Below are 12,967 nucleotides of genomic sequence, written 5' to 3'. Positions count from 1 at the left end.
CCCAGCCTTTTTTATGGGGGAGGAGGCGGGAGGATGAGAGAGTGGACTCCGCCAGCGCCCCCCGGGGGCGGAGGCAAAATTCGTGATGTCACCGGCAAAATTCATCGCTCTTTTGTGTGCGCCAGGACACATAACTGAAATTTATGCAACGCAGATCACATAAAGAGGGGGTGGGGCGTAGGGGCCAGGAGGATGGAAAGAGGATGTCAAATAAGGAGACTGAGCGACGTTGAACCACCTCAATGTATCCACAGCACATCACCAAAAAGGATGGCAGATATGAATATCAAGACTGGCGCACGCGTTTTCGCATTGTCCGCCCTTGCAGCAATGATGATTTCCGCACCTGCGCTCGCCAAAATTGAAGAAGGTAAGCTGGTAATCTGGATTAACGGCGACAAAGGCTATAACGGCCTGGCTGAAGTGGGTAAAAAATTCGAGAAAGATACCGGCATTAAAGTCACCGTTGAACACCCGGACAAGCTGGAAGAGAAATTCCCACAGGTTGCTGCAACCGGCGACGGCCCTGACATTATCTTCTGGGCCCATGACCGTTTCGGCGGCTATGCTCAGTCTGGCCTGCTGGCCGAGATCTCCCCGGATAAAGCCTTCCAGGACAAGCTGTTCCCGTTCACCTGGGACGCCGTGCGCTACAACGGCAAGCTGATCGCTTACCCGGTTGCGGTTGAATCGCTCTCCCTGATCTACAACAAAGACCTCGTACCGAACCCGCCAAAAACCTGGGAAGAGATCCCGGCGCTGGATAAAGAGCTGAAGGCGAAAGGTAAGAGCGCGCTGATGTTCAACCTGCAAGAGCCGTACTTCACCTGGCCGCTGATTGCAGCCGACGGCGGTTATGCGTTCAAGTTTGAAAACGGCAAATACGACGTGAAAGACGTCGGCGTGGACAACGCGGGCGCGAAAGCGGGTCTGACCTTCCTGGTTGACCTGATCAAGAACAAACAGATGAATGCGGATACCGACTACTCCATCGCAGAAGCGGCCTTCAACAAGGGCGAAACCGCGATGACCATCAACGGTCCGTGGGCGTGGTCCAACATCGACAAGAGCAAAATCAACTACGGCGTCGCGGTGCTGCCAACCTTCAAAGGCAAGCCGTCTAAACCGTTCGTTGGCGTGCTGAGTGCCGGTATCAACGCCGCCAGCCCGAACAAAGAGCTGGCGAAAGAGTTCCTCGAAAACTACCTGCTGACCGATCAGGGTCTGGACGAAGTGAACAAGGACAAACCGCTGGGCGCCGTCGCGCTGAAATCCTTCCAGGAGCAGTTGGCGAAAGATCCACGTATCGCCGCCACCATGAGCAACGCGGAGAAGGGCGAAATCATGCCTAACATCCCGCAGATGGCTGCCTTCTGGTACGCCACCCGTACCGCGGTGATCAACGCCGCCAGCGGTCGTCAGACTGTGGATGCTGCGCTGAAAGATGCTCAGGGTCGTATCACTAAGTAAGTAAAAGCGGCGGGTGGCGCTTCGCTTACCCGCCCTACAACTACGGTTCGAGCCGTAGGTCAGGTAAGCGGAGCGCCACCTGACAATCAGTTTTCACAGTTGTAGAGGAAGAACCCCATGGATGTCGTTAAAAAGAAACACTGGTGGCAAAGCGACACGCTGAAATGGTCAGTGATTGGTCTGCTGGGTTTGCTGGTGGGTTACCTTATTGTTTTGATGTACGCCCAGGGGGAGTACCTGTTTGCCGCCATGACGCTGATTTTAAGCTCGGTCGGCCTCTATATTTTTGCTAACCGCAAAGCCTACGCCTGGCGCTATGTCTATCCAGGCGTTGCCGGGATGGGGCTGTTTGTCCTGTTCCCGCTTATTTGCACCATCGCCATCGCTTTCACCAACTACAGCAGCACCAACCAGCTCGCCCAGGAGCGCGCCCAGCAGGTACTGATGGATCGTTCCTATCAGGCCGGTAAGACCTTTAACTTTGGTCTCTATCCCGCAGGTGACGAATGGAAGCTGGCGCTGACCGACGATGCCGCAGGCAAATATTACGTCTCCGACGCCTTTAAATTTGGCGGCGAGCAGAAACTGGCCCTGAAAGAAGCTGATGCCCTGCCGGAAGGGGAACGCGCCAACCTGCGCGTCATCACCCAGAACCGTCAGGCGCTGACCCAGATTACCGCTGAGCTGCCGGACGAAAGCAAAGTCATTATGAGCTCGCTGCGCCAGTTCTCCGGCACCCGCCCGCTGTACACGCTGGGCGATGACAGCACGCTCACCAACAACCAGACCGGCGTGAAGTACCGCCCGAATAACGACGTCGGCTTCTACCAGTCCGTGAATGCTGACGGCACCTGGGGCGACGATAAGCTCAGCCCGGGCTATACCGTCACCATCGGCTGGGATAACTTTACCCGCGTCTTTACCGACGAAGGCATTCAGAAACCGTTCTTCGCCATCTTTGTCTGGACCGTGGTCTTCTCGATACTGACCGTGATCCTGACCGTGGCCGTTGGCATGGTGCTGGCCTGCCTGGTGCAGTGGGAAGCCCTGAAAGGCAAAGCGATTTACCGCGTCCTGCTGATCCTGCCCTACGCCGTACCGTCGTTCATTTCGATTCTGATTTTCAAAGGGCTGTTCAACCAGAGCTTTGGTGAAATCAACATGATGCTGAGCAGCCTGTTTGGTATCAAACCGGCGTGGTTCAGCGACCCGACTACCGCCCGCAGCATGATCATCATCGTCAACACCTGGCTCGGCTATCCGTACATGATGATCCTGTGCATGGGGCTGCTGAAGGCGATCCCGGATGACCTGTATGAAGCGTCGGCCATGGACGGAGCCACCCCGTTCCAGAACTTCTTTAAGATTACGCTCCCGCTGCTGATCAAGCCGCTGACGCCGCTGATGATTGCCAGCTTCGCCTTTAACTTTAACAACTTCGTGTTGATTCAGCTGTTGACCAACGGTGGCCCGGACCGTCTCGGCACCACTACGCCAGCCGGTTATACCGACCTGCTCGTGAGCTACACCTACCGCATCGCCTTCGAAGGCGGCGGTGGTCAGGACTTCGGTCTGGCGGCAGCGATTGCCACCCTGATCTTCCTGCTGGTGGGCGCGCTGGCAATCGTGAACCTGAAAGCAACCCGCATGAAGTTTGACTAAGGAGGGTACTGAAAATGGCTATGGTCCAACCCAAATCGCAGAAATTACGTTTACTGATCACCCACCTGGGTCTGCTGATTTTTATCGCGGCAATCATGTTCCCGCTGCTGATGGTTATCGCCATCTCCCTGCGTTCGGGTAACTTCGCCACCGGTAGCCTGATCCCGGAGCAAATCTCCTGGGAGCACTGGAAGTTAGCGTTGGGCTTCAGCGTGGAACATGCTGATGGCCGCGTCACCCCGCCGCCGTTCCCGGTGCTGCTGTGGCTGTGGAACTCGGTGAAAGTCGCCACCATCACCGCGATCGGTATCGTGACGCTCTCCACCACCTGCGCCTACGCCTTTGCCCGTATGCGCTTCAAAGGGAAAGCGACGCTGCTGAAAGGGATGCTGATTTTCCAGATGTTCCCGGCGGTCCTGTCCCTGGTGGCGCTGTACGCCTTGTTTGACCGCCTCGGCCAGTATGTGCCGTTTATCGGTCTGAACACCCACGGTGGGGTGATTTTCGCCTACCTCGGCGGGATTGCGCTGCACGTCTGGACCATCAAAGGCTATTTCGAAACCATCGACAACTCGCTGGAAGAGGCCGCGTCGCTGGATGGCGCCACCCCGTGGCAGGCGTTCCGCCTGGTGCTGCTGCCGCTCTCCGTGCCGATTCTGGCGGTGGTCTTTATTCTGTCGTTTATCGCCGCCATCACCGAAGTGCCGGTCGCCTCACTGCTGCTGCGTGATGTGAACAGCTACACCCTGGCGGTAGGGATGCAGCAATACCTCAACCCGCAAAACTATCTGTGGGGCGACTTTGCCGCAGCCGCTGTCCTCTCCGCTATCCCGATCACCGTCGTCTTCCTGCTGGCCCAGCGCTGGCTGGTGAACGGCCTGACCGCGGGAGGCGTGAAAGGTTAAGTTTCATTGTTATTCCACTGCAACCCTCAACTTTGCCTTGATGTCTTGATCCAAACTTGTGACTGTTTTCGGCGGCCCTCGGGCCGCCCTTTTTTTATTCCCGCTTCAGTCGCTTCGAGTTGCACAGCCAGAGGGTGACCACCAGCAGCAGGATAGCCGCCGAGTAGAGCAGCACGTCGAGGGGCGATTTATGATCGACGATGATCAGTCGCACAATCGCGGTGATACCAATGTAGACAAAGTAGCGCAGCGGGAAGTGAAAGCCAGACTGAAAGTACTTGACGATCAGGGCGATAAATTCGAAGTAGAGAAAGTAAACCACCAGCCCTTCAACCAGCTCGTATTTGCTGGTTTGCTCAGGGGCGAAAAGCACATCAGCCAGATGCACCGTCTCTTTACCGAGGAAGACGACCAGGATCAGGCCAAGGCTCAGCAGACCCAGGTTCAACACGGTCTGCAGAATGGTTGAGATAAACTCAACACGCGGGCGAGTCAGGGATGTCATACAGCACCTCATTCTCCGGGACGAGATTCCTGTATAACGCAAAAATGTGACGGGGATCTATATTTTTTGTTTATATTTTGTGCAGATCTGCCGGGCGGCACTCAGTTTGCCCGGCCTACGGGGTTTTGTAGGCCCGGTAAGCGTAGCGCCACCGGGCAGACAGACCGCAGCAGAATTATGCGCGCCAGGCTTTATAACGGTTAATCAGGCCGTTGGTGGAGCTGTCGTGGCTGCTAATGTCCTGGTTATCCCCCAGCTCAGGCAGGATGCGGTTAGCCAGCTGTTTGCCCAGCTCAACGCCCCACTGGTCAAAGGTGAAGATGTTCAGGATCGCGCCCTGGGTGAAGATTTTGTGCTCATACAAGGCAATCAGCGCGCCCAGGCTGAACGGGGTGATCTCACGCAGCAGGATGGAGTTAGTTGGACGATTGCCTTCGAACACTTTGAACGGCACCACGTGATCCAGGGTCGCCGGATCTTTACCCTGATCGCGATACTCCTGCTCAACCACGTCACGCGCTTTACCGAACGCCAGCGCTTCGGTCTGCGCGAAGAAGTTCGACAGCAGCTTCGGATGGTGGTCAGACAGCGGGTTATGAGTGATAGCCGGGGCGATGAAATCGCACGGTACCATTTTGGTGCCCTGGTGGATCAGCTGGTAGAACGCGTGCTGGCCGTTGGTGCCTGGCTCACCCCAGATGATTGGGCCGGTCTGGTAATCCACGGCGTTGCCGTTACGGTCAACGTATTTACCGTTGGATTCCATGTTGCCCTGCTGGAAGTAGGCTGCGAAACGGTGCATGTACTGGTCGTACGGCAGGATCGCTTCGGTTTCTGCACCAAAGAAGTTGTTGTACCAGATACCGATCAGCGCCAGCAGTACCGGCAGGTTTTTCTCTGCCGGCGTGGTAGAGAAATGTTTATCCATCGCATGCGCGCCGGAGAGCAGCTCAACAAAGTTGTCGTAGCCCACGGAGAGTATGATAGACAGACCGATCGCGGACCACAGGGAGTAACGACCGCCAACCCAGTCCCAGAACTCGAACATGTTGGCAGTGTCGATGCCGAACTCGCCGACCGCTTTAGCGTTGGTGGAGAGCGCCGCGAAGTGTTTCGCCACGTGCTGCTCGTCACCGGCACTCTGCAGGAACCAGTCGCGCGCGCTGTGGGCGTTGGTCATGGTTTCCTGGGTGGTGAAGGTTTTGGACGCCACCAGGAACAGGGTGCTTTCCGGGTTCACTTTTTTCAGCACTTCGGCGATGTGAGTGCCATCGACGTTAGAGACAAAGTGCATGTTGAGGTGGTTTTTGTACGGGCGCAGCGCTTCGGTCACCATGAATGGGCCAAGGTCGGAGCCGCCGATACCGATGTTCACCACATCGGTGATCGGTTTGCCGGTGTAGCCTTTCCACTGACCTGAGATGATTGCTTCCGAGAAGGTTTTCATCTTTTCCAGCACGGCGTTCACTTCAGGCATCACATCTTTGCCGTCAACGATGATTGGAGTATTGCTACGGTTACGCAGTGCAACATGCAGTACGGCGCGATCTTCAGTACGGTTGATCTTCTCGCCAGAGAACATGGACTTGATGGCACCGCTCAGATCGGTCTCTTTCGCCAGATCCTGCAGTTTTGCCAGCGTCTCTTCAGTGATGCGGTTTTTGGAAAAATCGACCAGCATCTGATCGTCAAACGTCGCGGAGAACTTATTGAAACGATCGCCGTCTTTCGCGAACAGCTCCGCGATAGTAACGTCTTTCATCTCATCAAAGTGTTTCTGTAATGCCTGCCAGGCTGCAGTCTGCGTTGGGTTGATATTTTTCATAGCAATACTCTTCTGAATTGAGAATTGTGACCTCGGTCGATTGTAGCCTCTGCCGCTAAAAATTGTGATGGTTTTTATGCCATTGGCCTGGCTTGCATCAAGTGCAGTGCAAAAGCTCCAAAAGTATAGCTGTTATAAGTCCTGTTTCTCATATGGAATGCAGCATGAAAAATCCGCATAATCCCAGCGTTGACAGGATCCCCTGCACATTTTATTTATACACACGGTATTTGCGCCTGCACCGATAAAACTATTTTGTCCTTGTGCCATGGTCGCTTTTTTCCTTCCCTGACACGAGGTTGTTATGACGAGTTTTGTTGTCGCCAAGTTTGGCGGTACCAGCGTGGCCGATTTTGATGCCATGAACCGCAGCGCCGATGTGGTGCTGGCCGATCCGAATACCCGGCTGGTGGTGTTGTCCGCTTCGGCGGGCGTCACTAATCTGCTGGTAGCCCTGGCAGAAGGGCTGGAAGCGAGCGAGCGCCAGGCGAAGCTGGAAGCGCTGCACAAAATTCAGTTCGATATCCTTAGCCGTCTGCGCGATCCGAGCGTCATCAGCGAAGAGATTGAGCGCCTGCTGGAAAATATCATCACCCTGGCCGAAGCCGCCTCTCTGGCCACCTCCACCGCCCTGACCGACGAGCTGGTCAGCCACGGTGAGCTGATGTCGACCCTGCTGTTTGTCGAAGTGCTGCGCGAGCGTAACGTTCAGTCGCAGTGGTTTGACGTGCGTAAAGTGCTGCGCACCAGCGACCGTTTCGGTCGTGCCGAGCCGGATATTGAGGCCATTGCCGAGCTGACCACCCAACAGCTGGCGCCGCGTCTGGCGGAAGGGATTGTCATCACCCAGGGCTTTATCGGTAGCGAAGCCAAAGGCCGCACCACCACGCTGGGCCGTGGCGGCAGCGACTACACCGCAGCCCTGCTGGGCGAGGCGCTGCGCGCCTCCCGCGTGGATATCTGGACGGACGTGCCGGGTATTTACACCACCGACCCGCGCGTGGTGCCGGCGGCAAAACGTATTGACGAGATCGCCTTTGAAGAGGCCGCCGAGATGGCGACCTTCGGCGCGAAAGTGCTGCACCCGGCGACATTACTGCCGGCAGTGCGCAGCGACATTCCTGTGTTCGTCGGCTCCAGCAAGGATCCAAAAGCGGGCGGCACCATGGTGTGCAACACCACCGAAAACCCACCGCTGTTCCGCGCCATCGCCCTGCGTCGCAAGCAGACCCTGCTGACCCTGCACAGCCTGAGCATGCTGCACTCCCGCGGCTTCCTGGCCGAGGTATTCAGCATTCTGGCGCGCCACAGCATCTCGGTTGATCTGGTCACCACCTCAGAGGTGAACATCGCCCTGACGCTGGACACCACCGGCTCAACCTCCACCGGCGATACCCTACTGACGCAATCTCTGCTGATGGAGCTCTCTGAGCTGTGCCGCGTCGAGGTGGAAGAAGATCTCGCCCTGGTGGCGATCATCGGTAACGAGCTGTCCCGCGCCAGCGGCGTGGGCAAAGAGGTGTTTGGCGTGCTGGATCCGTTTAACATCCGCATGATTTGCTATGGCGCATCCAGCTACAACCTCTGCTTCCTGGTACCAGGCCATGAAGCCGAGCAGGTCGTGCAGAAACTGCATCATAACTTGTTTGAATAACAAAAAAGGGCCCGGACAACCGGGCCCTTTTTTTATCCTGCCAGCACCGTTCTCATCAGCAGCGCATCCAGCGAGGCTACCTTGCCATGACGGCTGTCCGGCAGCGTGGGCGGGTTTTCGCCCCGCGCCAGCTCCTGGGTGATGAAAGCGTGCAGCAAAGGGCGTCTGGGACCATATTGCGCTTCCCCGGCACGCTGTTTTATTGCCAGCAGGGCATCGATTTCCTGACGTAATGGCGCATCAAGCTCGCTTCCCGCCAGCAGTTCAGCAAAACGCATCGGCGGCATCCCTTTTCCGGCCTCCACCCACCGCACTGCCAGCAGCGGACGCAGGACGTAAAAGTACTTCTTCAGCCGCACCTCTTCGCCCTGTAAATAACCGCGGAAGTTTTTACGCGCCATAGAGTAGTAGTGCCAGCGCGCACGCACGGGTGAAAACCAGGCGGGTACCTGCGCGCGCAGCTCCGTGATTACCGTATCGCTCTGCTGATAGACCACCGGCGAATCCAGCCACTCGATAAGCGTGGGGTTGGCCGCTTTCAGCAAACCCAGCGCCTTGCGCCACTCCCAGCCGCTTATGTCCAGTTCGTCGTCTATGGGCAGCTCGATCACATCCCGCTGCGGTTCGACGCGCAAATACCAGTCAGGTTTATGCACATACAGGAAGCGCACGTCATAATCGCTGTCCGGCGACGCAAAGCCCCAGCCCCGGCTGCCCGACTCACAGGCGTACAGCACGGACACATTGAACCGTTGCTCTATCTCGTTAAGTTGCTGCCGCACGCGCTCGCGCATGGCGGCATCTACACCGTTATCAGCCATCTCTTTTATCCTTTTACACAGACCACCTGGCGCAAGGTATGGACGATTTCGACCAGCGACGCCTGCGCCGCCATGACGGCATCGATATCTTTATAGGCCATCGGGATCTCATCGATGACCTCGCTGTCTTTTCTGCACTCGACGTGGGCCGTGGCACGAACCTGATCGGCAACGGTGAAGCGTTTTTTGGCCGCCGTGCGGCTCATCACCCGCCCTGCCCCATGACTGCAGGAGCAGAAGCTCTCTTCATTGCCCAGGCCGCGCACGATAAAGCTTTTCGCCCCCATCGACCCGGGGATGATCCCCATCTCGCCCTTCTGCGCCGACACCGCCCCTTTGCGCGTCACCAGGATCTCTTCACCAAAATGACGCTCTTTCTGGACATAGTTGTGATGGCAATTCACCGCCTCCTGCTGGGTCAGGAAAGGCTTTGGCACAATGCGCGAGAGCGCGGCCAGCACGCGGGACATCATTACCTCGCGGTTATGGCGCGCAAAATCCTGTGCCCACTCCACGGCTTCGATGTAGTCGTTATAGTGCCGGCTCCCCTCCTGGAAATAGGCCAGGTTTCTGTCAGGCAGGTTGGCAATATGCTGCTGCATATCCTTCTGCGCCAGCGTGATAAACACATTGCCGATGGCATTGCCCACGCCACGCGAACCGCTGTGCAGCATGACCCAGACGCGTTGCTGCTCATCCAGGCAGATCTCGATAAAGTGGTTCCCGGTGCCCAGCGTCCCCAGATGCTGATGGTTATTGGTTTTCAGCAGTTGCGGATATTTATCCGTCAGCCGTTTGAAGCGCGGCGCCAGCCGGGCCCAGTGGTTATCCACCTCATCCGGCGTCTTTGCCCATGCTCCCTTGTCGCGACGGGAGCGGGTGTTGGTCCGCCCGTGCGGCACCGCCTGTTCAATGGCGCTGCGCAGTCCGTGAAGGTTATCCGGCAGATCGCCTGCCAGCAGAGATGTCCGCACGGCAATCATCCCGCAACCAATATCCACCCCCACCGCCGCGGGAATGATCGCCCCTTTAGTGGGGATTACGCTGCCAATGGTGGAGCCTTTTCCGAGATGCACATCCGGCATCACCGCCATATGCTTAAAAATAAACGGCATCTTTGCGGTATTGAGCAACTGTTCGCGCGCCTCTGGCTCAACGGGCACCCCGTGCGTCCACATTTTTACCGGTGCGCTGTGCTGCGCGCTTAAAACATCAAAATCAGTCTGTTTCATGGTACTCACCCTCAGGGTCGCCTGAAACTTTCACGGCCAACCCATTTACTTTGTCTGTTAGTAACAGGTATTGCCAGAAGCGTGCCAAAAGGTACAGCCAGCACCGATTGAATATATCTCATTGATTAAACTGAAATTAACTTAGAAGCCCTTCACGGACATTGCTTAATCCACAGAATATTTTTATCTTTCAATATCAGTTTTTATCTTTCAGGATAAACATGAAAAAGCGGCGAGTGGTTATTGGGGTACTGGGTACGGTGATGGATAAGCGCGGCAAGCGGGCTAACCGCTTACGTAAATGGCGCCCAACGGTCGCACTTTGTCTGCAGCCCGATCTCCCCGTCGACAGGCTTGAACTACTCCACCAGCCGCAGGACCGGGGGATGGCGGAACAGATAACGGAAGATATCAGCCAGCTTTCCCCACATACCACCGTGCGCGCATGTCCCGTCACCATAGCCGATCCCTGGGATTTTGAAGAGGTCTACGCCGCCTTCCTCGACTTCGCCACACACTATCAGTTTGACACCGAACATGAAGAGTACCTGGTCCATATCACCACCGGCACGCACGTGGCGCAGATTTGCTGGTTTTTGCTGACCGAAGCGCGGTATCTCCCCGCCAGCCTGATCCAGACCGGCCCTGCCAGCAGGGAGGCGCCAGAAGAGGCCGTCCCCGTCGGACGTTATTCGATCATCGACCTGGATTTAAGCCGTTATGCCACATTGACCAGCCGCTTTCAGCGTGAACAGCAGGAATCCGTTTCGTTCCTGAAAGCCGGGATTGATACCCGCAATGCCACCTTCAACGCCCTGATCGATCAGATTGAGCGTGTGGCGCTGCGCTCAACCGCTCCTCTCCTGCTGACTGGCCCAACGGGGGCCGGAAAATCGTTTCTCGCCAATCGCATTTACCAGCTTAAGCAATCCCGTCATCAGCTTTCCGGCAGGCTGGTGGCGGTAAACTGCGCTACGCTGCGGGGCGACAACGCCATGTCGACTCTTTTTGGCCATGTTAAAGGGGCATTTACCGGGGCAGTCGCCGCCCGCGCCGGGCTGCTGCGTGAGGCCGACGGCGGCGTGCTGTTCTTAGATGAGATTGCCGAACTGGGTCTCGATGAACAGGCCATGCTGTTAAAAGCTATCGAAGAAAAAACCTTCTTCCCGTTTGGCTCCGATAAAGAGGTCAGGAGCGATTTTCAGCTGATTGCCGGCACGCACCGGGATATGCGCCAGTGGGTGGCGGAAGGTCGTTTTCGCGAAGATCTCTACGCCCGTATCAATATGTGGAGTTTTGCCCTGCCCGGCCTGGCGCAGCGCCGGGAAGATATCGCCCCCAACGTGGAGTACGAACTGCAACGCTTTGCGACCGAAGCACAATCTCAGGTTCGCTTCGACAAAGAGGCGCGCGAGCGCTATCTGCGTTTTGCTGACTCTCCGCAGGCGTTATGGCGCGGTAACTTTCGTGAACTGGGCTCTTCTGTGGCGCGAATGGCCACGCTTGCCGAGCAGGGTCGCATCACGCTGGCATTGGTTGAGGAGGAAATTGCCCGTCTGCTTAGTGACTGGCAGGCTGTTTCGCTACCGGCTACGGCAGAAATGGCGATCGACCTTTTCGATTTGCGTCAACTGGAAACCGTGCTGGAGGTATGTCGCCGCAGTGCCTCCTTGTCTGAGGCCGGACGCGAACTTTTTGCCGTCTCGCGTTTGAAAAAAGCGAATCCTAACGATGCCGACAGGCTCCGCAAATATCTGGCCCGCTTTGGCCTGAGCTGGGAAAGCGTACGTCAGCGATCATGAATATTATTTGATTGAACAAAATTACTTAGCAGGATAAACAATACCTCTAAGCCGGGCTCGATCCCGGCTTTTTTAATAACGACACAACACAACAAATCGCAAGGAATCTGTATGTTATCCGCCATCACCCGGCTGTTCCCGCTATGGGCGCTGCTGCTCTCTGTTATAGCCTATTATACGCCCACCACGTTTACCCCTGTCGGCCCGTGGGTCACTACGTTGCTGATGCTGATCATGTTCGGCATGGGCGTGCACCTGAAAATCGACGATTTTAAACGCGTCCTGTCACGTCCCGCCCCGGTCGTGGCGGGGATCTTTCTGCACTATCTGGTGATGCCCCTGGCAGCATGGGCGCTCGCTATCGCCTTTAAGATGCCGCCAGACCTCTCCGCCGGGATGGTGCTGGTGGGCAGCGTGGCCAGCGGTACCGCCTCCAACGTGATGATCTATCTGGCGAAAGGAGATGTGGCGCTGTCGGTGACTATCTCCTCTGTCTCCACCCTGGTTGGCGTGGTCGCCACTCCGCTGCTGACGCGTCTGTATGTGGATGCCCACATTCAGGTGGATGTGATGGGAATGCTGCTGAGCATTCTGCAAATCGTGGTGATCCCGATTGCGCTGGGGCTGGTGATTCATCATCTGTTCCCACGGCTGGTGATAGCTGTAGAGCCGTACCTGCCGGCGTTTTCCATGGCCTGCATTCTGGCGATCATCAGCGCCGTGGTCGCCGGTTCTGCGGCGCATATTGCCTCTGTCGGTTTTGTGGTGATTATCGCCGTGGTGCTGCACAACATTATTGGCCTGATGGGCGGCTACTGGGGCGGGAAGCTGTTCGGCTTTGACGAATCCACCTGCCGCACGCTGGCGATTGAAGTGGGGATGCAGAACTCCGGCCTGGCCGCGGCCCTCGGCAAAATTTACTTCTCGCCGCTGGCTGCGCTGCCGGGCGCGCTCTTCTCGGTATGGCATAACCTTTCCGGCTCGCTGCTGGCGGGTTACTGGTCGGGTAAGCCGCTCGAGGGACAAAAGAAAAGCGATGTGGTGAAGGAAGGTTAATTCACTTCGCCGCAGCGAAGGCATGCTTTACACTG

At 56.7% G+C, this 12,967-nt stretch carries 10 protein-coding genes; 6 read left to right on the top strand and 4 right to left on the bottom strand.

Annotated features, from left to right (window positions below):
• Positions 1-279 precede the first annotated feature (279 nt).
• From malE to malG, 3 genes are all read left to right on the top strand, one after another.
• Positions 280-1,470: a maltose/maltodextrin ABC transporter substrate-binding protein MalE gene (malE, locus tag ACOKCT_RS03805; protein WP_139156313.1), complete on the top strand. Its 1,191-nt coding sequence runs from the start codon at positions 280-282 to the stop codon at positions 1,468-1,470.
• A 117-nt stretch (positions 1,471-1,587) separates the two neighbouring features.
• A complete protein-coding gene (malF, locus tag ACOKCT_RS03800; RefSeq protein ID WP_103177836.1) occupies positions 1,588-3,132 on the top strand; it encodes a maltose ABC transporter permease MalF in 1,545 nt (514 codons plus the stop codon).
• A 14-nt stretch (positions 3,133-3,146) separates the two neighbouring features.
• Complete coding sequence (malG, locus tag ACOKCT_RS03795) at positions 3,147-4,037, top strand: maltose ABC transporter permease MalG (RefSeq protein WP_032615951.1); 891 nt, start codon at positions 3,147-3,149, stop codon at positions 4,035-4,037.
• A 94-nt stretch (positions 4,038-4,131) separates the two neighbouring features.
• On the opposite strand, the gene psiE is transcribed toward malG, so the two are convergent.
• Both psiE and pgi read right to left on the bottom strand, forming a co-directional pair.
• Positions 4,132-4,542: a phosphate-starvation-inducible protein PsiE gene (gene psiE / locus ACOKCT_RS03790; RefSeq protein WP_103825384.1), complete on the bottom strand. Its 411-nt coding sequence runs from the start codon at positions 4,540-4,542 to the stop codon at positions 4,132-4,134.
• Between the two features lie 175 nt (positions 4,543-4,717).
• On the bottom strand, positions 4,718-6,367 hold the full coding sequence (gene pgi / locus ACOKCT_RS03785; RefSeq protein WP_156653718.1) for a glucose-6-phosphate isomerase: 1,650 nt from the start codon (positions 6,365-6,367) through the stop codon (positions 4,718-4,720).
• Positions 6,368-6,671: 304 nt separating this feature from the next.
• Between pgi and lysC the strand changes: the two genes are divergently transcribed.
• Positions 6,672-8,021, top strand: a complete 1,350-nt coding sequence (lysC, locus tag ACOKCT_RS03780) for a lysine-sensitive aspartokinase 3 (RefSeq protein ID WP_114388200.1) — start codon at positions 6,672-6,674, stop codon at positions 8,019-8,021.
• Between the two features lie 32 nt (positions 8,022-8,053).
• Here lysC and ACOKCT_RS03775 read toward each other — a convergent pair whose 3' ends face one another.
• Both ACOKCT_RS03775 and ACOKCT_RS03770 read right to left on the bottom strand, forming a co-directional pair.
• On the bottom strand, positions 8,054-8,842 hold the full coding sequence (locus ACOKCT_RS03775; protein ID WP_156653717.1) for a DNA polymerase beta superfamily protein: 789 nt from the start codon (positions 8,840-8,842) through the stop codon (positions 8,054-8,056).
• Positions 8,843-8,847: 5 nt separating this feature from the next.
• Positions 8,848-10,074 (bottom strand): RtcB family protein, encoded by a 1,227-nt coding sequence (locus ACOKCT_RS03770; RefSeq protein WP_420193179.1) that lies wholly within the window; start codon positions 10,072-10,074, stop codon positions 8,848-8,850.
• 221 nt (positions 10,075-10,295) lie between these two features.
• Between ACOKCT_RS03770 and rtcR the strand changes: the two genes are divergently transcribed.
• Both rtcR and panS read left to right on the top strand, forming a co-directional pair.
• The gene (gene rtcR, locus ACOKCT_RS03765) at positions 10,296-11,876 is read left to right on the top strand and encodes an RNA repair transcriptional activator RtcR (RefSeq protein ID WP_103177830.1); all 1,581 of its coding nucleotides are present in this window, start codon (positions 10,296-10,298) and stop codon (positions 11,874-11,876) included.
• Between the two features lie 111 nt (positions 11,877-11,987).
• Entirely contained in the window at positions 11,988-12,932 is a 945-nt protein-coding gene (gene panS / locus ACOKCT_RS03760; protein WP_420193178.1) for a ketopantoate/pantoate/pantothenate transporter PanS, read from the top strand.
• Positions 12,933-12,967: the final 35 nt, after the last annotated feature.

Source organism: Leclercia sp. M-A074-M, assembly GCF_965195605.1.
In the GTDB taxonomy this organism is placed as follows: Bacteria; Pseudomonadota; Gammaproteobacteria; order Enterobacterales; family Enterobacteriaceae; genus Enterobacter.
The sequence above is the reverse complement of the archived record's forward strand: the minus strand, read 5'-3'. Positions and strand labels throughout refer to the sequence as shown.

What these genes read in the sequence shown, in the direction of transcription:
- malE (WP_139156313.1), top strand. Translation starts at nt 280, where the DNA reads ATGAATATCAAGACTGGCGCACGCGTTTTCGCATTGTCCGCCCTTGCA.
- malF (WP_103177836.1), top strand. Translation starts at nt 1,588, where the DNA reads ATGGATGTCGTTAAAAAGAAACACTGGTGGCAAAGCGACACGCTGAAA.
- malG (WP_032615951.1), top strand. Translation starts at nt 3,147, where the DNA reads ATGGCTATGGTCCAACCCAAATCGCAGAAATTACGTTTACTGATCACC.
- psiE (WP_103825384.1), bottom strand. Translation starts at nt 4,542, where the DNA reads ATGACATCCCTGACTCGCCCGCGTGTTGAGTTTATCTCAACCATTCTG.
- pgi (WP_156653718.1), bottom strand. Translation starts at nt 6,367, where the DNA reads ATGAAAAATATCAACCCAACGCAGACTGCAGCCTGGCAGGCATTACAG.
- lysC (WP_114388200.1), top strand. Translation starts at nt 6,672, where the DNA reads ATGACGAGTTTTGTTGTCGCCAAGTTTGGCGGTACCAGCGTGGCCGAT.
- ACOKCT_RS03775 (WP_156653717.1), bottom strand. Translation starts at nt 8,842, where the DNA reads ATGGCTGATAACGGTGTAGATGCCGCCATGCGCGAGCGCGTGCGGCAG.
- ACOKCT_RS03770 (WP_420193179.1), bottom strand. Translation starts at nt 10,074, where the DNA reads ATGAAACAGACTGATTTTGATGTTTTAAGCGCGCAGCACAGCGCACCG.
- rtcR (WP_103177830.1), top strand. Translation starts at nt 10,296, where the DNA reads ATGAAAAAGCGGCGAGTGGTTATTGGGGTACTGGGTACGGTGATGGAT.
- panS (WP_420193178.1), top strand. Translation starts at nt 11,988, where the DNA reads ATGTTATCCGCCATCACCCGGCTGTTCCCGCTATGGGCGCTGCTGCTC.